Source organism: Streptomyces sp. NPDC042364, assembly GCF_056437585.1.
This window is the reverse complement of the sequence record NZ_JBWKAJ010000012.1, coordinates 80215-102135: the sequence shown is the minus strand read 5'-3', so window position 1 is coordinate 102135 and position 21921 is coordinate 80215. Positions and strand designations below refer to the sequence as shown.

The following is a 21921-nucleotide window of genomic DNA, read 5'->3' as shown; positions in this document are numbered from 1 at the left end:
CCCCGGTGCGTGGGTCCGTAGTCGATGCCCGCGGCGCTGTACGCCGCGTAGCACTGCTCGGCGGTGAGCTCCGCGCGGTCGCAGGTCTCGCGCAGGGCCCGGAGGTCGAGCACCGGCTGGGCGGCTCCTTCCGCGAGATAGACGGCGCCTTCGCCGTGCACGACCGGCTCCGCGTCGTCGGCGGTGCTGTAGACCCGGAACACGATGTCGCCGTCGGCCTGCGGGCGCAGGCCGATGTGGACCTCCCGCGGCTCGCCGCCCACGTGCAGCGGCTGCGCCAGAGCGACGTTCTTGAGCGCCACCGGCGCCTCGGGTTCGGCCTGGGTCCGGCAGGTGATGCAGGTCGCGGCGACAGCCATCTCCAGCAGGGCCGCGCCCGGCATGAGCTTGGCGCCGTTGACGACGTGGTCGCGCAGGAACGGCTCGTGACCGGTGAACACCGAGGTGAACCGCTGCTCCGTCAGGTCCGACGTGTTCTCGTGCACCAGCGGGTGCAGCACGCGCGGCCCGCCGGTGTCCACGGCCCGGTCGTCGAACGGGAAGTAGCGCTCGCGGCCGAACGGATAGGTGGGCAGTGCGACGCGTCGCGGTGCCCTGCCGCCGGGGTAGAGGCGGTGCCAGTCGACGGGCACGCCGTTGACCCACAGTTGGAGCAGCTTCTCGTGCCTCCCCTTCGCGACCCAGGTCGTGATCAGGGTGTCGAGGTCGGCGTCGTGGGAGAACAGCGCGGAGACGGTGTTCTCGCCGTTCTGGTCCCTGGCCCCGCTGCGCACGATGTCGTCGGCGGGGGTGCCCGCGAGGACGTGGCGCAGTTTCTCGACGAGGTCGGGCACGGAGGTGGCCAGGATGCCCAGGCGCTCGGCCAGCGGCTCGCGGCCGACCTGGAGCGTGTACGCCACGTCCGCCAGGCCGAGTCCGTCGTTGCCGGGGCGCGTCAGCCATTCGGCGAGGTTGTGGACCACGTCGCGCAGCTCGTCGCCGGTGCGCGCCGACAGGGGCACGACGACGGGGCCGCCGGCCGCCGGGGCGTGCTCCCGCGCCGCGGGGAGGTACTCCGCGACGATGACGTGGGCGTTGGAGCCGCCCGCGCCGAAGGAGGAGATCCCGGCGATCCGCGGGGTCGCCGGGTCGGGCGTCGGCCAGTCGGCGAGTTCGCGCTGGACGGTGAACGGGGTGCTGGTGAAGTCGATGTTCGGGTTCAGGGTCTCGGCGTGCAGGGACGGGGCGAGCTTGCGGTGGCGCAGCTGGAGCAGGACCTTCGTGAGGCCGGCGATCCCGGCGGCACTCTCCGCGTGGCCGATGTTGCTCTTCACCGAACCGATCGCGCAGAACTGGTTGTCCCGGGTGTGCTCACGGAACGCCTTCGACAGCCCGGTGATCTCGATCGGGTCGCCGAGCGAGGTCCCCGTGCCGTGGGCCTCGACGTAGCCGACGTCGCGGGCGCTGACACCGGCCGCCTTCAGCGCGTCGGCGATCGTTGCGGCCTGTGCGTGCGGGTTCGGCACGGTGTAACCGTTGGTCTTCCCGCCGTGGTTGAGCGCCGTACCCTTGATCACCCCGTAGATCCGGTCGCCGTCTGCGACAGCCTTCGCCAGCGGCTTCAGCAGGACGGCGCCCACGCCCTCACCGGGGACGTAGCCGTCGCCGCCCGCGCCGAAGCTCTCGCAGCGTCCGGAGCTGGAGACGAAGTTGCCGGTGCTCAGCAGCAGGTACTTGTTCGGGTGCAGCGACAGGTTGACCCCACCCGCGACCGCGACGTCGCAGTCGCCCCACCTGATGCTCTGGCACGCCAGGTGGATCGACGTCAGGGACGACGAGCACATGGTGTCCACACTCATGCTCGGGCCGTGGAAGTTGCAGAAGTACGACACCCGGTTCGCGATGGCGGCGGCGCTGCCGCTGACCGCGAGGGGATCGCCGAGCGCCTGGCTCTGCGCGCCGTAGAGCTGGTACTCCTCGTACATGACGCCGACGTACACCCCGACACGGCCGTTGAGCACGTTGCCCGCGCGGGTCTTCACCGACTCCCGTACGTACCCGGCGTCTTCCAGGGTCTCGTACACGCACTGCAGGAACAGCCGCTCCTGCGGGTCCATGATCTCCGCCTCGCGCGGCGAGATGTTGAAGAAGAGGGGGTCGAACTCATAGGCGCCGTCGATGAATCCGCCCCACTTGCTGTACGCCTTTCCGGCAGCCTGCCGTCCGGCGTCGAAGTGGCGCTGGTGCTCCCAGCGCTCGGGGGGGATCTCGGTGACGCAGTCCTTGGCGTCGGCCAGGTTGCGCCAGAACTCGTGGAGGTCGCGCGCCTGCGGGTAGCGGCCCGCCAGGCCGATGATCGCGATGTCGGCGGGCCCGGCCGGAGCAGTGCCCTCCGCCGCTGCCCCGGCTCGCGGGCGCCCGGCGCGCTCCCGCCAGGTGCCCGTCTTCGCGGGCACGGTCTCGCGCGCGGCCGGCTCGGCCGCCGCGACGGCCCGTGCGCCACCGTCCGTTGCAGGGAGGAGCGCGCGCACCTTCTGCGGGTGGGCGGCCACGAAGTGCCCGGCGAGCGCCTCGATGCTCTGGTACTCGAAGAGCAGGGTCTTCGACAGCGACCCGAAGACCTCCTCCAGAGCCCGGGTGAGGTCCATGGTCATCACGGAGTCGATGCCGTAGTCCTCCAGCGACGCCTCGGGGTCGATCCGGGCGGCGGGGAGGTTGATGACCGACGAGAGCAGCTTGGTGAGGTACGCCACCGTCGCGCGCTCGACGCCTTCACCACCTCCGGAAGCCGGTTCGTCGGCGCCCGGGGTGTGGACGGTCAGTTCGTCGACGGCCGGTGCGTCGACGGTCTGGTCGTCAGCGGCGGGCCCGGGGCCGTCCGCCGGGGCGCCGATGAGGGACGCGAAGCGCTCGGTGTCGCCCTGCAGGACCATGACCTGGTCCTCGCCGGTGGTCAGCGCCCGGTGCAGGGCGTCGATCCCGGTCGGGGTCCGCAGCGCGACCATGCCGAAGTTCTCGCGCATCGCCCGCTCGGTTCCGGCGTCGACGCCCATCCCGCCGTCGGCCCACAGCGGCCAGTTGACCGAGAGCGTTCGGCCGCGCCGTTCGCCCCTGGCCACCAGGGTGTTGCGGTGCGCGGCGAAGGCGTCCATGAAGGCGTTCGCCGCCGCGTAGTCGGCCTGCCCGACGTTGCCTGAGACACCGGCGACCGATGAGAAGGTCACGAGGAAGCCGAGGTCCAGGTCCCGGGTCGCCTCGTCGAGGTTGACCAGGCCCGTCACCTTCGGCGCCAGCACGGCGTCGAAGTCGGCCCGGGACTTCTTCAGGATGAAGCCGTCCCGGATCACGCCCGCGCTGTGCAGGACGCCGTCCAGGCGACCGTACGCATCGCGGACGCGGCGCACCAGCGCCTCCACCTGGGCCCGGTCGGTGACGTCGACCTGCTCGTACGTGGCGTGCGCACCCGACGCCCGCAGTTCGGCTACGACCGCCTCCCGGCTCTCGTCCAGGGGGCCGCGGCCGGTGAGCACGATCCGCGCGCCCCGCACCCGTGCGGCGATGTCGCGGGCGAACAGCACGCCCAGCCCGCCGGCACCGCCTGTGATCAGGTAGACCCCGGCGTCCTGCCACGCCACCGGCACTGCGCCGTCCGAAGCGGCGCCGGGCAGCTCGCGCCACCGCAGCACCTCACGGGCACCGCCGCGGTAGCGCACCACCGCGTCGTCCGTCGTGGCGCGGTCGGCCGCCGCCCACCCGGCGAGCCGCTCCGGCTCCTCCCACGGTTCCGCCAGGACGACCTGGCCCGTGACGCGCGGGTTCTCCAGCGCGGCGGTCCGCACGACACCGGCGAGACCCGACCACACGGACGACTCCCCGTCGGCGCCCGCCACGACCTGTACGCACACCCTGTCGGGGGAGCGCTCGGCCAGGACCTCGCGCACCACGCCGAAGAGCTGTGCCGCGTAGTCGGAGAACCGCCCGTCCAGACCCGAAGCGTCGGATTCCAGCCGGACGACGCGGGCCCCCGCGCGCGCTTCGAGCACGTCCGCGACGCCGGGCAGCCCGACGACCGCGGTCACCGTGGCGGGGCCGCTTTCGCGCGCGCCGCCACGGTGTTCCTCGCCGACCCAGTGCGGCGCGGCGAAGAACGCCCCGGCCTCACCGGACCCGGCCTCACCGGTCCCGGTCTTCCCGGCCGAGTAGGCCCGCACCGACAGGCCCTTGAGCCGGATGGCGACCGTACCGTCGTCGTCGCACAGGTCGATGTCGAGCCGGCGGACTCCGGAGTCCTCCTGCCGGCCGCCGCTGGGACGCACCCATGCCCACATGGACCGCGCGCAGTCTCCGGCGATCTCCACCTCGTCGACCGCGAAGGGCAGATGCGGGGTGCCGTCGGCGTCCGCGGTGACCCCGACCGCGGCCTGGAGGGCCGAGTCCAGCAGGGCCGGGTGGAGGCCGTAGCCGTCCAGCGTCGCCCCGACGCTGTCGGGCAGCACCAGCCGGGCGACGGCCTGTCCTTCGCCCGCCCACAGCCGCTGGACGCCGCGGTGGCCGGGGCCGTAGTCGATGCCGTGCGCCGCGAAGGCGCCGTACACCTGACCGGCGTCCAGCTCCACGTCCCGGCACCTGGCCCGCAGCCCCGCCAGGTCGACCGTGGTGCGGGGGGCGCCGCCCTCGTGCGCGGGCGGCACGAGCACCACGCCCTCGCTGTGGATCACCGACCGCGCGGCGGGGTCCTGGCCGGGGGTGCTGTAGACCTCGAAGGCGATGCCGTCGCCGCCGACCGGGCTCAGGCGCACATGGACCGCCAGCGGCGTCTGTCCCACGACGACAGGACGCGTCCAGGCGACGTTGGTGAGGCGGACCGTGCCGTGCGGCTCGCCGTCCAGGGACACCGCCACGGCCGCCCGCACCAGCTCCAGGCACGCCGCCCCGGAGAGCACGCGGTCACCGCTCACCCGGTGGTCGGCCAGGAAGAACTCGTCCCCCGTGAACACCGAGCTGAACCGCTGTCCGGCCAGGCTCGAGGTGTTCGTGTGAACGAGGGGGTGCAGTCGCGCGGCGCCCGGCGGCAACGCCCGGTCCTCGCCCATGGACGGCCAGTAGCGCTCGCGCTGGAAGGGGTACGTGGGCAAGGAGATCCGGCGCCGCGTGCCGGGCGCGTGCAGCTTCGCCCAGTCCACGGCCAGACCCGCCACCCACAGTTCGAGCAGCTTGCCGTACTTCTTCTTCTCGATCCAGGCGTCCAGCGCCCGCGCCATGTCCTCATCGACGGCGAACACGCGCAGGCTGTCGTCGCCGCGCCGCCTGGCCTTCGCGCGGTAGAGGCCGGGAACGTCCTCGCCCGCGAGGAATCCCCGGAGCGCCCGGGTGAGTTCACCGGTGTCCGCGACGACGAGGCCGAGCCGTTCCTCGAACGCGTCCCGGCCGGTCTGCAGGGTGTAGGCGACGTCGGACAGCGCCTCGGCCTCCCCGTCCCGGCCGATCCATTCCAGGAGCTGCCCGGCCTGGTCGCGCAGCCCGGCTTCGTTCCGCGCGGAGAGCACGATCGCCACCTCGGCGTCCGGCTCCCGGTCGGGCCGCTCGGTGCCGACGTACTCCTCCACGATGACGTGGGCGTTCGACCCTCCGGCCCCGAACGAGGACACGCCGGCGATGCGCGGCGACTCGGTGCCGTCGGCGGCGCGGGAGCGGGTCCACTCGGCCAGGGACCGCTGGACCGTGAAGGGGCTGTTCGCGAAGTCGATGTGCGGGTTCAGCACATCGGAGTGCAGAGACGGAACCAGCTGCCCGTGCTTCATCTGGAGCAGCACCTTGGTGAGCCCGGCGATGCCGGCGGCGCTCTCGGCGTGGCCGATGTTGCTCTTCACCGAGCCGATCGCGCAGAACCGGTTGTCCTCGGCGTACTCGCGGAACGCGTTCGTCAGACCGGCGATCTCGATCGGGTCGCCCAGCGACGTTCCGGTGCCGTGCGCCTCCACGTACGACACGTCCCTGGCGTCCACCCCGGCCCGGCTCAGCGCCCTGCCGATCACCTCGGCCTGCGCCCGCGGGTTGGGCACCGAGTACCCGTTCGTCTTGCCGCCGTGGTTCACGGCCGTGCCGCGGATGACGCCGTAGATCGTGTCCCCGTCCGCCTCCGCGCGCTCCAGCGGCTTGAGCAGAACGGCTCCCACGCCCTCACCGGGTACGTAGCCGTCGCCGTCGGCACCGAAGCTCTCGCACAGTCCGCGGCTCGACGCCCACTTGCCGCTGCCCAGCATCAGGAACTTGTTGGGATGCAGCGACAGGTTGACGCCACCGGCGACAGCCACCTCGCACTCGGCGTTGACGATGCTCTGGCAGGCCAGGTGCAGCGCCGTGAGCGACGAGGAGCACATCGTGTCCACGGCCATCGAGGGGCCGTGCAGGTCGAAGAAGTACGACACCCGGTTCGCGATGGAGGACGGGTTGCCGGACAGCGCGATGTTGCGGCCCCGCGCCTGTTCCTGGGCCCCGTACAGCTGGTACTCCTCGTACATCACGCCGACGAAGACGCCGACGTTGCCACCGAGTCCGTCGGCGGTGTGGCGGCTCAGGTCGGGCCGCGTGTACCCGGCGTCCTGGAACGTCTCCTGGACGCACTCCAGGAACAGCCGCTCCTGCGGGTCCATGAACTCCGCCTCGCGCGGCGAGATGTTGAAGAAGAGTGCGTCGAAGCAGTCCGCGCCGTCCAGGAACCCGCCCCACTTGGCGTACGTCCTGCCCGCCGCGTGCTCGTCGGCGTCGTAGTAGCGGCCGTGGTCCCAGCGGTCCGCCGGGATCTCGGTCACGCAGTTCCTGCCGTCCACCAGGTTGCGCCAGAACTCCCGTAAGTTCGACGCTCCCGGGTATCGCCCGGCGACGCCCACGATCGCCACGTCGGCGCGCCCCGTGGAGCGCGTCCGCACCGCTTCACGCGCCCGTACCAGCGGACGCTTCGCCGACACCATGACGGGCCCGGCGGCTTCGGCGCAGGCGCCGTCGGCGGCCGTGTCCTCGGTGCGCCCGGTCTGCCCGCCGTCGGACCCGCCTGCCGCGCCGAGCAGCTCGGCCAGCCGCTCCTCGTGCGCCGTCACGAAGTACCCGGCGAGGCCGCGGATGCTCTGGTACTCGAACCACAGCGTCTTGGGCAGCGAACCGAAGTCCTGCTCCAGCTTGTTGGTCAGGTTCATGGTCATGATCGAGTCGATGCCGTAGACCTCGAAGGCGTCGTCGACGTCGATCCGGTCGGCGCCGAGCCGCAGCTCGGCCGCCAGCACTCCGACCAGGTAGGCGCAGACGCGCTCCTCCCACGTGCCGTCCGGCACGGGCGCCGGAGCCTGCCGCGGTACGGGAGCCGTGCGCGGCGCATGGGCCGCGGGCCGCGGCTCGGGGGCGTCGCCGGTGCCGTAGGCGCGTGTCGAGAACCCGGTGAACCGGCAGGACACCACGCCGTCGTCGTCGCACACGTCGATGTCGAGCTTGCGCACCCCACTGCCAGGGCTGTCGTCGGCGCTGTAGCGCACCCAGGCCCACATGCTGTCGCGGAACGGCGCGTGGATCTCCACCTCGTCCACCGCGAACGGCAGGAACAGCGCGCCGTCCTTCGCGTCGCCGCTCTCGGCGAGCAGCCCCACGGTCGCCTGGAGCGCCGAGTCCATCAGGCCCGGGTGGACCACGAACTCGCCCGGGGCGGCCGCCGCTCCGGCGGGCAGCCGCAGCCGGGCGAGCGCCTGGCCCTCGCCGACCGCGACGCTCTCCACCCCGCGGTGGCCGGGACCGTAGTCCAGGCCCAGCGACCGGTACAGGGCGTAGCAGCGCTCCGCGTCCCACACCGCGCCCTCGCAGGCGCTCCGCACTCCCGCGATGTCCACCGGCGTCACCCGGCCCAGGGCGCCGAGCACCGCCGCGCCCTGGCAGTGCACCACGTCGCCGTCCGCTCCGGGGGACGTGGTGACCGTGAAGCGCACCTCTCCCCCGGGCTCCACGACCAGCGTCGTGCGCACCCCCACGGGTTGGTCGACCACCTTGACGGGCCGCGCCCACACCACGTTGCGCAGCCTCAGCCCGTCGGCGCCCTCCACCGACGCCGCGACCGCGGCCCGCGCCATCTCCACGTACGCCACGCCCGGCAGCACCCGCTCGCCCTGGACGACGTGGTCCCGCAGGAAGAACTCGTCGCCGGAGAACACCGAGTCGAAGCGCTGCACCTCCAGGGTCGACGAGTTCACCTGCGCCAGCGGGTGCACCGCGCCGGCGCTCGGCGCGCCGCCGGTGCGCGGGACGGCCGTGCCCACGTCGCCGACCCAGTAGCGCTCCTTGGCGAACGGGTACGACGGCAGGGACACCCGGCGCGTCGCGCCCGCGCGGGGCAGGCTCTCCCAGTCGAACGCGAGTCCCTTGACCCAGAGGTCCATCAGCTTGGCGAACTTGCCCTTGCCGATCCACGCCCCGACGGTCGACGCCATGTCGGAGTCGGCGGTGAGCAGGGCCAGGGTCTCCCTGTGCTGCTTGACGTCGCCGAGGTACAGGTCCTCGATGTCGTCGTCGCCCGCCGCGAACGCGTTGAGCTTGTCCGTGAGTTCGGCCGGCGAGGCGACGCGCAGGGCGAGCCGCGACTCCATCGCCTCGCGGCCCACCTGCAGCGTGTACGCGACGTCGGCGAGGCGCGGGTGCGCGGTGTCCCCGCGGCCGAGCCAGCCCGCCAGTTCCGCGGCGCGCTCGCGCAGGCGGGCGCGGTCCCTGGCCGAGAGCACGATCAGCTGCGGGCCGTGGTCGTCGGGCGCGGCGGCCGTGGCGCGGTACTCCTCCACGATCACGTGCGCGTTGGAGCCTCCGGCGCCGAACGAGGAGACCCCGGCGACGCGGTTGCGCTCCACCACGGCCCCGTCTTCGACGGCCGTGGGGCGCTTCCACTCGGCCAGTTCCCGCTGGACGCGGAACGGGGTCGAGCCGAAGTCGATCTCCGGGTTCGGCTCCTGTGCGTGCAGACTGGGCGCGATCTTCCCGTGCCGCAGCTGGAGCACCACCTTGACCAGCCCGGCGGCGCCCGCCGCGGCCTCCAGGTGGCCGATGTTGCTCTTGGCCGAGCCGATCGCGCAGTACTGACGGGAATCGGTGTCCCCGGCGAACGCCCGGGTCAGACCGCCGATCTCGATGGGGTCGCCGAGCGAGGTCCCGGTGCCGTGTGTCTCGACGTAGCCGATGTCGTGCGCCGAAACCCCGGCCCTGTCCATGGCCTCGCGCACCGCTTCGGCCTGGGAGGCCGGGTTGGGCACGGTGTAGCCGTGGGTCCTGCCGCCGTGGTTGATGCTGCTGCCGCGCAGCACGGCGTGGATGATGTCGCCGTCGCGCCGCGCGTCCGCCAGCCGCTTGAGCAGCAGGACGGCCACGCCCTCGCCGGGGACGAATCCGGTGCCGCCCGCGCCGAAACTGCGGCACTTGCCGTCGTCGGAAAGCATCCGCACCCGGGACATCAGGACGTAGCTCGACGGGTGGGCGTAGAGGTTGACGCCGCCCGCGATGGCCGCGTCGCACTCGCCGCGCCGCAGGTGCTCCATCGCCTCGTGGACGGCGCTCAGCGACGACGAGCACATCGTGTCGATGGCCAGGCTCGGGCCCTTGAGGTCGAGGAAGTACGACACCCGGTTCGCCACGGCCGCGAACGACGTGACGGGGTGGAGGTTCTCGCCCCGCTCCCAAAGACCCGGCCCGTACAGCTCGAAGCCGGTCTTGGAGACGCCGGCGAAGACGCCGACGCGCCCGCCGTGCAGGTCGGCCAGGCGGCGGCGGGTGTAGCCCGCGTCCTCCAGCGCGTTCCAGGACTCCTGGAGGAACAGGCGCTCCTGGGGGTCCATGCTCATCGCCTCGTGCGGCGAGATGGCGAAGAACAGCGGGTCGAAGTCGGCGAACCCCTCCAGGAAGCCGCCCCACTTGCTGTAGCTCAGCCCCCGCGCGACGGCCTCGTCGCGGTTCGCGTGGAAGAAGCCGGTCAGATCCCAGCGCTGCGGCGGGACCTCCGAGACGCAGTCGCGCCCCTCGGCCAGGTTCTCCCAGTACTCGTCGAGGTTGCGCGCCCGGGGGAAGCGGCCGCTCACGCCGATGACCGCGATGGCCTCGGCGGCGTCGGGCGTGTCCCGCACGACGCCGGCCGGAGCGGAGACGACCGGGGCAGGGGCGGGGGCGGCCTGAGCGGAGACGGCCGGTGCGGGGGCCTGCGCCACGGCGGGGGCCGTGGCCACGGGGCGCGCCTCTTCGGTGCCGGTCCAGACGAGGCACTGCTCCCGGTGTTCGGCGACGAAGTGGGCACCGAGGCTGTCCAGCGACCTGTACTCGTACAGCAGCGCTACCGAAAGGCCGGGGAAGACCGCGGCGAGCTTGCGGTTCAGGCGCGTGACGACGATGGAGTCGATCCCGTAGCTCTCCAGGGTCGCGCCGGCGTCGATCTGCGCGGCCCGCAGGCCGGTGACGGCGCCGAGCATCCTGGCGAGCTTGTCGACCACCTTCTCGCGCAGCTCGTCGTCGTCGACGGCCGCCGCGGGGAGCCCGGGCCCGGTGTGCGCCGGGGCCGCCGAGGCCTCGGCGGGCGGGGCGGTGGCGGGCGGGGCGGCGAAAGCCCGGCGGATCCGGGCGCCGTCGCCCTCGACGGCCATCACCTGGCTGTGCGTCGACAGGAGGAACTCGTGCAGGACGCGGATGCCGCTCTCCGTGCGCAGCGGAGCCATGCCGAGGTCCTCGTGGAGCGCCCGCGCCGTCTCCTCGTCGACCGTCATGCCGCCCTCTGCCCACAGGGGCCAGTTGACGGACAGGCTGCGCCCGGAACGCCGGCCCGCCGCGGCGAGGGCGTCGCGGTGGTGCGCGAAGGCGTCCATGAACGCGTTGGCGGTCGCGTAGTCCGCCTGTCCGGTGTTGCCGGTGACCGCGGCGCCGGAGGAGAACGTGGCGAAGAAGTCCAGCGCGAGGTCCCGGCTGGCGCGATCGAGGTTGACCGTCCCGGTCACCTTCGGGGCCAGGACCTCCCGCAGCTCCTGGGCGGTCTTGGTCCGGATGAGGCCGTCCCTGGTGAGCCCGGCACTGTGGATGATGCCGTCGATCGAACCGTGCTCCCGCCCGACCCCGGTCACGAACTCCTCGACGGCGGCCGCGTCCGCGACGTCGAGCCGCATGTAGCGCACCTGCGCGTGCGGGCGGCTCAGCGCCTCCAGCGCCCGCGCCCGCTCGCCGTCCAGGGGCGAACGGCCGGTCAGGTAGAGCGTGGCGCTGCGGACCGACCGCAGCAGGTCCTCGGCGAAGATCAGGCCCAAGCCGCCAAGGCCGCCGGTGATGACGTAGGTGCCGCCTTCCTTCCAGGGCAGGTCGGTGCGGGCGGGGGCCGGTAGCTCCCGCCAGGCGAGGACCTGCCGCTCGCCGTCGCGCCAGCGCACCGCCGAGGCGTCGGCGTGGTCCCGCGCCTCCCGGACCTGCTCGGCCACCCGCTGAGCGCGCTGCTCCCGTTCGACGAGCACCAGCTGCGGCACGACCTTCGGGTTTTCCAGCGCCGCGGTCCGCACCATCGCGAACAGACCGGACAGCGGCGCGTCGTCGCCGGTCTCCGGGCAGACGAGCTGGACGAGCGTCCGAGGCAGCGCCGGGTCGACAAGCAGTTGCCTGACCGTCTCCAGCACCTGGCAGGCGAACTCCGTGTAGCGCTCGGCGAGTCCGGGTGCGGGGGTCTCCAGGAGGCGGACGTCGAAGGCGCCCCTCAGCGCCTCCGCCACCTGCCGCTCCCCCGCGACCAGCACGACGTGCCCGGGTGTCCCGGCGGCGGTGGCGTCGGCCGCCCGTTCCCAGACGGGGCCGAACCTCACGAGGTCCGGGCCCGTGTCCTCGCTCGCGCGCGGCGCCCCGCTGTTCGCCGCCTCCTTGAACTGTTCCTTGGAGATGCGGTTCGCCTTGAGGTCCAGCAGCATCTTGACCAGTGCGTCGTTCACTTGGCCGCCTCTCCGTCTTCCGTGGCGCGCACCGGCGCGGTGGTGAACGCCGGGCTGAGCATCTGTGCCGCGGCGGCCAGGTCGAGTGAGCCGTTCAGGTAGTCGTCGAGGACGTCGTCGACCTGCGACCGCGGGCCTTCGCCGTCCGGTTCCGCAGAGCCGCCGGGTTCGTCGGCCTCTTCGTCCACCGCTTCGTCCACCGCTTCGTCGGCGACCCAGTACCGCTCCCTGGCGAAGGGATAGGTCGGCAGGGATACCGGCCGCGAGTCCATGCCGGCGTGCAGCGCCCGCCAGTCGACGTCGAAGCCGTTCACCCACAGGTCGAGCACCTTGGCGTACTGGCCCTCGGCGATCCAGGCCGCGACGACCTCGCCCAGGCCCTCGTCAGCGGTGAACGCCGCGCCGCGGTTGACGCGGCCGCGGTGCAGGCCCTCGGTGTGCTCGGGCCGGTCGAGGAAACAGCGCAGCCTGTCCGCCAGCTCGCCGAGCGAGCCGACGACCGTCCCGAGCCGCTCGGGCATGGCCTCACGGCCGACCTGGAGCGTGTACGCGACGTCGGCGAGCGGCACCTCGTCCCGCTCCGGACCTGCCAGCCAGCGCAGGAGCGCGTCCGCCTGCTCGCGCAGCCGCTGCGCGTCCATCGCGGAGAGCACGATCACGGCCGGTCCTCCGTCCAGGACGCGCCGGGAGGCGTGTCCGGCCGGGCGGTACTCCTCGATCAGTACGTGGGCGTTGGCGCCGCCCGCGCCGAAGGACGAGACACCCGCCCTGCGCGGCACCTCGCGGGCGACCCCGTCGACGCCGACGACGGGGCGCCGCCACTCGGCCCGCTCGCGCTGCACGACGAACGGCGACGACGCGAAGTCGATGTGCGGGTTCACCTCGTCCGCGTGCAGCGTGGGCACCAGCTCGCCGTGGCGCATCTGGAGCACGACCTTGCATACGCCCGCCACGCCCGCCGCGGCCTCCGCATGCCCGATGTTGCTCTTCACCGAGCCGATCGCGCAGAACTGGGTGTCCTGGGTGTCGTCGGAGAAGGCGCGCTTCAGTCCGTTGATCTCGATGGGGTCCCCCAGCTCGGTGCCGGTGCCGTGAGCCTCCACGTAGCTGACCGTGGAAGCGTCGATGCCCGCCTTGTCCAGCGCCCGGCGGATCAGGTTCCCCTGGGCCACCGGGCTGGGCACGGTGTAACCGTTCGTCGCGCCCCCGTGGTTGACGCTCGTGGCGCGGATGACGGCGTGGATGCGGTCGTTGTCCCGCTCCGCGTCGTCGAGCCGCTTGAGGACGAGCGCGCCGACGCCCTCGCCCGGCACGAAGCCGTTGCCGCCGCGCCCGAAGCTGCGGCACTTGCCGTCGTCCGAGAGCATCTGCAGCCGGGAGAGGCCGACGTAGCCCGACGGGTGCAGGTAGAGGTTGACCCCGCCCGTCACGGCCAGTTCGCACTCGTCCCTCAACAGGTGCTCGCACGCCTCGTGCAGCGCCGTGAGCGACGAGGAGCACATCGTGTCGATGGGCATGCTGGGGCCGTTCAGGTTCAGCTTGAACGACACGCGGTTCGCGACCGAACCGAAGGAGGTGTACGGGGATGTCGTGTCGCCGCGCCGCCACCGCTCGGGACCGTACAGGTTGTGCCCGGCGCGCGTGATGCCGACGAAGACCCCGACGCGCCCGCCGTGCTCCTGCTCGATGCGCGCCCGCGTGTAGCCCGCGTCCTCGAACGCCTTCCACGTCTCCTGCAGGAACAGCCGCTCCTGGGGGTCGACCTCCACCGCCTCGTTGGGCGTCATCGCGAAGAACAGCGGGTCGAACTCGGCGAAGCCGTCGAGGAAGCCGCCCCACTTGCTGTAGCTCTTGCCCTCTTCGGCGGCCCGGTCCTTGTCCGCCTCGTAGAAGCCGTCGAGTCCCCACCTGTCCGCGGGGATCTCGGTGATCGAGTCCCTGCCGGAGCGCAGCCCGGCCCAGAACTCGTCCAGGGTATCGGCCTGCGGGAACCGTGCGCTCATCCCGATGATCGCGATGTCCCCGCCGCCGCGCGGCCGCACGGCGCGCTCCGGCGTCCGGGTGTCGGTCACGCGGGCCGGTGCCGGGACGGCACGGGACTCGGCGGGCCGGGCCGGGGCGGGCGCCGGGGCAGGGGGGACCCCCTGCTGCGGCTCCTGCGGCTCCTGCGGCTGCTTCGGCGCGAGGCCGACCACCCGGGCGACGTCCTGCGGCCGCTCGGCGACGAAGTGGTCGGCCAGCGCGCCGACGGTGCGGTACTCGAAGAAGAGCGTGCTGCTGACCTCCCCGAAGTCCTTCTGGAGCCCGTTGAGCAGCTGGAGGATCAGGATGGAGTCGATGCCGTACGCGGACAGCGGCTCGCCGGTCTTGACGGAATCCGCCGGGATCATCAGCGTGCGCGCCACCAGATCCTTGAGGTAGCCGGCCATGGCCTCCTCGAGGGCTCCCGGGTCCACCCGGGTCGGCGTACGGGGCTCCGGGTCCGCACCGCCCGCCGGCGGCGCGGCGGCGACCATGGCGGCTTCTGCGGCGACCGGCTGCCCGCCGCAACGGGTCTGCTGGATCACCCCGTCGCTGTAGGCCACGACGACTTGCTGGCCGAGCAGGTGCGCGTCGGCGCTGGGGAACTCGACCGCTCGGTACCCCTCCCACTCCAGCACGGACTGCCACATCTCGGGCGACAGCGCGGGTCCGCCCTCGGTGCGCAGCTCCGGGTCGTCGTACAGCCACCAGCCGTCCAGGAGCGCGAACGTGATCAGGCTGAACGGCGTGTAACCGTCGATCTCGTTGATGACCACGGCGGCCCCGGGTTTCATCAGCGCCTTGGCGTTGCGCAGCGACTCGCGGATGTCCCGGGTGGCGTGCAGCACGTTGGTCGCGACGACGAGGTCGTAGGCGCCCTCGGTGAAGCCCTGCTCCGTCACCGGCTTGCTCGCGTCGAACAGCCGGCAGCGCAGGAAGGGGTTCTCCGCGCCGAACTCGCGCGTGCCGTGGATGAGGAAGGCGTTCGACATGTCGGTGTAGCAGTACTCGCCGATGTTCCGCGCGTACGGCTTGAGGCGCCGCATCAGCGTTGCGGTCGTGCCGCCCGTGCCCGCGCCCACCTCGAAGATGCGGACCTGGGCGTCGGGGTCATCGGCGATCCTGCGCTCGACCAGTTCCACGACGCAGTCGCCGACGACATCGTTGAAGTGGTCCGCGATCATGTTGTGCTTGTAGATGCCCTCGACCAACTCGAGCGAGGAGCCGGGGAAGATGACCTCGACGGCGGACACCGTCCCCGTAAGGATCTCGGTGAGCACCCGGAAGGTCCGGTCGGCCAGCTCGGCCGTGGCCCGCAGCTCGGGGTCGGCGAGCCACACGCGCTTGCCGCGCTCCCACTCCCGCTCGGCCGCCCGCGCGTCGAACCGGTCGCCGACGGCGGTGAAGGACCCGTCGCTGGTCTCCTTGATGTGGCCGAAGCGTGTCAGGACGGCGAAGCACTCCCCGACCCACCGGTCGAACCCGGCCTGGATCCCGTTGTCCCGCATGAAGGACGCCACGTCGAAGGTCCGCCTGCCGAACCAGCCGCGCTCGCGCAGGTCGCACCAGATCAGCCTGGCCAGGACCTCGTCCAGCTCCGTCGCCTTGGCCTTGGTGCCGGTGCGCACGGCCCGCACCTGCTCGACGCGCGACGGCAGGGCCGGGGAGAGCGCCGGCACGCGCACAAGGGGGCCCAGCACGCGGACCGACTCCCGGCCGTCGAACGACTCGAGCTTCTCCGGCTTGCGCGTGTTGAGGTGGGCCACCTGCACCAGCTGCGAGGCCAGGAGCCGCTCGACGGTGTCCATGGCGCGGGCCGGGTCGATGTCGGCCAGCCCCTCCTGCCCGTACATCCGCTCCCTGATGTGCTGCGGCACGTCGAGACCGCTTCCCACCGCACCCCAGTACCCCCAGTTGACCACCCGCACGGGGTAGGGCCGCTCGGCAGACAGACGGTGGGAGAGGGCGTCCTCGACGGCGCTACCCGCGACGTAACTGCAATAGCCCATGGCAGGGTTGAGCGACGATATCGACGAGAAGAACAGCATGAAGTCCAGGCCGTCGGCATCGAAGACGTCGGCCATCCACGCGCTCGCGTCGAGCTTGGCGCTCAGGCCGAGCCGCAGCCGCTGCTCGTCGGTGTTGGGCAGGCCCTGGTCCACCAGGCCGAACACGGAGTGGACCACGCCGTTGACAGTGCCGAAGCGCTGCTTGATCCGCGCGTGGGCGGCGGCGAGCGAATCGCGGTCGGCGGCGTCGGCGCGCACGTACCAGGGCGCGGGGCCGAGCGCGGCCAGCCTGTCGATCTTGCGCTGGACGGCGTCGTCCGGCTCCCGCCTGCCGATCCAGACGACTTGGGCGCCGAAGCCCCTGATCACGTACTCGCTCCAGATCTCGCCGAGCCCGCCGGCCCCGCCCAGGACGACGTACACTCCGCCCCTGGTGTACGGGCTGCCATGGGGCGCGGCGAGCGCGACGGGCGCCAGCCGCTGGCGGAACCACTGTCCGCCTCGCAGCGCGCGGACCGGCTGCGAAGCGGCGCCGAGCAGGGCGGTCACGGGAAGGTCGTCGCCCGCGCCGAGGTCGAGCGGACTCACCCGCCAGTTGGGGAGTTCCTTGCCCATCACGCTCGCCAGGCCGAGCAGGCCCGCGTCGGCGGGGTGGACCCGCTCGCCGCGCAGTACGGGCTGCGTCTGCCGGGTGACGACGGCCCAGGTCAGGTCCGAACCCGCGTGCCCCAGCGCGAGCAGCGCCTTGACGAGACGGAAGAACGCGATCACCCCGGCGTCGGTCCGCCGCAGCAGCGCGGTGGCGTCCGAGTCGTCGCCCGTCCGCGAGATCCAGACGAGGTGCCGGATGTCCCCGACGCCGCGCAGCCGCGCGGTCAGCTCCTCCACACCGAGCGCGGGCTCGATGTCCAGGAAGGCGGGCGCGCCGAACACGGAGGTGAGCCGGGCGCGTTCGGTGGCGTCTGCACCGAACACGACCACACCGGCCTGCGGGGCCGGCTCCCGCGCGGGTGCCTGGTCGCGGACCCACACGGGGGTCAGCGTCAGGTGGTTGCCATCCGCGGGGAGCGCCGGGCGCCGCGCCGACACGGACTCTGCGGGTGCGGGCAACTCAGCCGGTGCGGGCCGCGCGGTTGCGGGCTCCTCGGCCACCGGACCCGCGAGCGCGGGCCGCACGCGCGGGGCCGGGGGCCTGCTGGGGGCCTCGACCGCCTCGGGCAGCCAGTACCGCCGGCGCTGGAAGGGGTACGTCGGCAGCGGGGTGCGCCGGTACGCACCGGCGGCGAACAGCTCCGCGTACTCCAGTTCGTACCCTTGGAGGTACAGGTCGCGGACGACCGCAAGGTGCTCGGCGCGCTCGCTCTCCGACACGTCTGCGGCGCACTGCCGGATGCGGGAGTCGCCGTGCCGCTCCTGCTCGATGTCGCCGCCCCGGCGGGTCTCGGAGAGGTCGGTGACGCGCACGTGCTCCTCGCGCCCGGTCGACAACCATTCCCTGAGCAGCTCCACCAGTTCGCCGGTGGTCCGCGCGACGCAGGCCAGCCGGACCGCGCAGTGCCTGCGGCCGAGCAGCAGCGTCAGGCTGACGTCACCCAGATCGGTGCCGGGGTTGGCGCGCAGGTGATCGGCCAACTGCTCGGCCTGGGTGTGCAGTTGCTTGCGAGAGAGCGCGGAGAGCACGACGAGGTGGACGGGCGGGCGGACGCCGTCGCGCTGCCGAACGGGCGCCTCCTCGACCACCATGTGGGCATTGGTCCCGCTGAACCCGAAGGAGTTCAGCGCCGCGAGCCGGGGCCGCCCGGCCTCGGCGGGCCAGTGCCGGTGGACGGTGTTGACGTAGAACGGGCTCGCCGCGAAGTCGATGTGCGGGTTGCCCTGCTCGAAGTTGAGGGAGCGCGGGATCTCTCGGTGCCGCAGCGCGAGAAGGATCTTGATGAGCCCGGACACGCCCGCCGTCGGCGACGTGTGGCCGATGTTGGTCTTCACCGAGCCGATGGCGCAGTACTCCCGCTTGTCCGTGTAGCGGCGGAACGCGCGGGTCAGCGCCTGGAACTCGATGGGGTCGCCGAGCCGGGTGCCGGTGCCGTGCGCCTCGACGAACCCGATGTCGGCCGGGTCGACGCCGTACTTGTCGTAAACGAACCGCTGCAACTGCTCCTGGGACTTCGCGCTCGGCGCGGTGATGCCGTTGGACGTGCCGTCCTGGTTGAGGCCGGAGCCGCGGACCAGGCCGTGGATGTGGTCGCCGTCGGCGAGCGCGTCGCTCAGACGCTTGAGCACGACGAAGCCGACGCCGTCGCCGGGTACGAAGCCGTCCGCCCGCTCGTCGAAGGTGTGGCACCGCCCGGTCGCGGAGAGCATCCCGGCCCGGTGGGCCTGAAGGTAGTAGTGGGGCGCGCACTGGACGGATACCCCGCCCGCCAGCGCCATCTCGACCTCGCCCGCGCGCAGCGCCTGGGACGCCAGGTGCACGGCGACCAGTGAGCCCGAGCAGGCCGTGTCGACGGCGATGGCGGGGCCCCGCAGGTCGAGGTGGTACGAGATGCGGGCGGGCATGATCGACTCGGCATTGCCCCACATGGCCTGGGCCGGGGTGTCGGCGCCGGGCGACGGCAGGTAGTCGACGGGCTGGGTACCGATGTAGACACCGCAGTTGATGCTCTGGACGCCCGCACCGGCGTAGCCCGCGTCCTCCAGTGCCCGCCAGGACTCCTCCAGGGCGATGCGCTGCTGGGGGTCCATATAGGTCGCCTCGACGCCGGAAATCTGGAAGAACGCCGGGTCGAACAGGTCGATGTCGTTCATCAGCGACGCGTGACGGGGGACGTCGGCGCCGGGCTCGGCGAACCGGGAGATGTCCCAGCGGGTGATCTCGCCGACGAGGCTGTCCCCGTTGGCGAGGTGCTCCCACAGCTGGTCGACGCTTTCCGCCCGGCCGAACCGGCCGCTCATGCCGACGATGGCGATCGGCTCCAGGTGCGGTTCGGCGCGCCCGGCCGGCACCACGTCAGCACCGGCCGGGCCCGCCGCGAGCATCTCGGGTGCCGGGTGTGCCGAGGGTGCGGTGGGCGCTGTGTATGCCGTGTCCGCAGCGCCCGCCGTGGGGGGCGCGGCCTCCTGGTCCTGCGCGGGCCGCACCAGACGGGCGCCGATCCGCGCCGCGAAGTTCTCGGTGACGTAGGCGGCCAGGCGCTGGACCGAACTGTGGTCGAACAAATCGGTGGGCTCCAGCACCCCGCCGAGGGTCTCGTTGAGATCCCGGACGAGTTGGACGCCGACGATGGAGTCCACGCCGTAGTCCGCGAACGAGTCCTCGACGTGGATCTCGTGCTCATCCAGCTCCAGGGCCTTCCGGAGCTGCGCCACGATCTCGCGCCGCACGCGCGCGTCGAGTTCGCGCGCGTCCGGCTCGTGCGCGGCACGGTCGTACGTCGCGCGGTCGTAGGTCTCGCGGTGGTCCGCGCCGCTGATCCGCGTACCGAGGTCCTGGCGGCCCGCGTCCGGTGCGGTCGCCGCCACGCCGGTGCGGGCGACGACGACCTGGTGCCCGGCGCCGTGGACGGCGGCGGCGGGGAAGGAGACGGCAGCGAAGCCCTCGTCGCGCAGCACCGACCGCCAGCTGTCGGGCTCCAGCGCGGGGCATCCGGCGATCCGCAGCTCCGGGTCCCGGTAGAGCCACCATCCGTCGAGCAGGCCGAAGGTCAGGTGCGAGAACAGGGTGCGGGCGGCCAGCTCGTTCAGGACGAGCGTGCCGTCGCGCCCCAGCAGGGCGCGCGCGTGGCGCACCGCCGCCCGGACATCGCCGGTGGCGTGCAGGACGTTGGTCGCGAGGACGATGTCGTACGTCCCCTCGGACAGGCCCTGCTCCGCCGGGCTCCGCTCCACGTCGAAGTGCTCGTAGCGCAGGTACGGGTGCGCGGCGCCGAACTGCCGCCTGCCCGTACGCAGGAAGTGGGCGGAGACGTCGGTGTAGCAGTACTCGGCGACGGCGTCCCGGTGACGGCTCAGCGCGCCCAGCACCTTCTCGGTGGTGCCACCCGTGCCCGCGCCGATCTCCAGCACGCGGACCCGGCGGCCGGGGGCGGCGGCAAGCAGGGCCGCGACGCGGTCCGCCACCTGCTCCGCGACGACCTCGTTGAGGGCCTCGGCGCTGTCGCAGCGACGGTAGACGCCCTCGACCAGCGACGTGGAGGCGTCGGGGAAGATCACGTCGGTTCCCCTACTGCGTCCGGAGACGACGTCCGCGCACCCGCGGATCGCCTGGTCCATGAGGTTGACGTAGGGGTTCGTGCCTCCGTTGTCCCGGCAGACGGCCGCCCAGCGCCGCCACGCGGTGGCACCGTCCGCCACCGCCTTCGGGGTGGGCTCGTAGCGCTCCGCGTCCAGCTCCAGATAACCGTGCTCGGCCAGGAACCGCAGGCTCTCGTCGAGCCAGCGGCCATGGACGCCGCCCGGCGTGAGGCGGTCTCGGAGCGCGGCGACGGAGCCGCTGCCCTCCGCCGCCATGCCCAGCTCCCGCAACTGCGCGACCAGCAGTCCGCACAGGAGGTCATCGTCGAACCCCCGGCCGCTCCCGGAGTCAGCGATCACCCGCCGCAGCCGGGCGTCGTCGACGCTCCCGCCCCCGGTGCCGACACCCGCTCCCTCTGCCGCTCCGGCCGGCAGCCGCGTGACGTCGGCGGGCCAGCACTTCCGCTTGGCGAACGGGTACCCGGGCAGCGACACGGGGGTCAGGCGCCTGCCGCCGTACAGCTCCCGCCAGTCCAGGTCGTACCCCTGGCAGTAGAGTCCGGCGGCGGGGCGCAGCGCCTCCGTGAACGCCTGCCGGTCGTGGCGCAGCCGGTACGCCTCGCGTACCAGGCCGTTGCCGGACTCCAGCACATCGGTCCGCGGGACGAAGCCCTTGGCCACGCTGCCGTCGACGGCTCCCGGCGCGGCCGCGCCGCCCAGCCAGTCGCGGAGCAGGCGTGCGGCCTCGTCCGTGTCGCGGGCGACCACGGCGCACCGGTGCCGGAAGTGGGTCCGGCCGTCGAGCAGCGTCGCGCTGATCTCGCGTGGGCCGTGCCCGCCGGCGCCGCCGTCGAGGAAGTCCACCAGGTCGGCGACCCGCTGCCGCAGCGCCTCCGCGTCCTTCGCCGACACGGCGAAGAGGTGGGCGGGCACCGTCGAGTCGGGCTCGGTTTCGGGCGTCACGAAGCTTCCCACCACCATGTGTGCGTTGGTTCCGCTCATTCCGAAGGCGCTCAGGGCCGCGACCCGCTCGCGTCCTGCCGTGCGCGGCCACTGTCTGTTCGCCCGGTTCACGAAGAACGGGCTGTCCTGCCAGTCGATGTACGTGCTCTCCTGCTCGCAGTGCAGGCTGGCCGGGATGGTCTCGTGGCGCATGGCCTGGAGGATCCCGATCAGGCTGACCAGCCCGGACGCAGCGAGCGTGTGACCCACGTTGGGCTTGGTCGAGGTCAGCGCGCAGTACCGGCGCCTGTCGGTGAGGCCGGTGAAGGCGTCGTTGAGCGCGTTGACCTCCACGGGGTCGCCGAGCCGGGTGCCCGTGCCGTGGGCGACCAGGTAGTCGATCTCCGCCGGGTCGATGCCGTGCTTCTCGTAGGTCGACCGCAGGAGTTCTGCCTGCGCGGCACCGTTGGGCGCGGTGATGCCGTTGGACCGGCCGTCGTAGTTGATCCCGCTGGCGCGGATGACGCCGTGGATCCGGTCCCCGTCAGCGACGGCCGCCGACAGCCGCTTCAGCACGACGACGGCGACGGCCTCGCCCGCCACCATGCCGTCGGCGCGCTCGTCGAAGGCGTAGCAGACGCCGTCCTCGGACAGCATTCCCGCCTGTCGCATGTCGGTGAGCTGCCGGGGGGTGGTGATCAGGCTGACGCCCGCGGCGAGTGCCGTGTCGCACTCGCCTGCGCGGATGCTCAGGCACGCCTGGTGGGCAG

At 72.7% G+C, this 21921-nt stretch carries 2 protein-coding genes (both cut by a window edge); both read right to left on the bottom strand.

All coding sequences use genetic code 11. The features are described from left to right. Positions 1-11948 carry the 5' portion of an SDR family NAD(P)-dependent oxidoreductase gene (locus AC067N_RS23895; protein WP_478680915.1) on the bottom strand. The gene continues 1765 nt to the left of window position 1, outside the view, so 11948 of the gene's 13713 nt are visible here — the first part of the coding sequence; it begins with the start codon at positions 11946-11948; the stop codon falls past the left edge of the window. Continuing rightward, a protein-coding gene (locus AC067N_RS23890) for an SDR family NAD(P)-dependent oxidoreductase (protein ID WP_478680914.1) crosses the window boundary here: on the bottom strand, positions 11945-21921 show its end. 18127 nt of this gene lie beyond the right edge of the window; 9977 of the gene's 28104 nt are visible here — the last part of the coding sequence; the start codon falls outside the window, past its right edge; its stop codon occupies positions 11945-11947. The genes AC067N_RS23895 and AC067N_RS23890 overlap by 4 nt, the downstream gene beginning before the upstream one ends.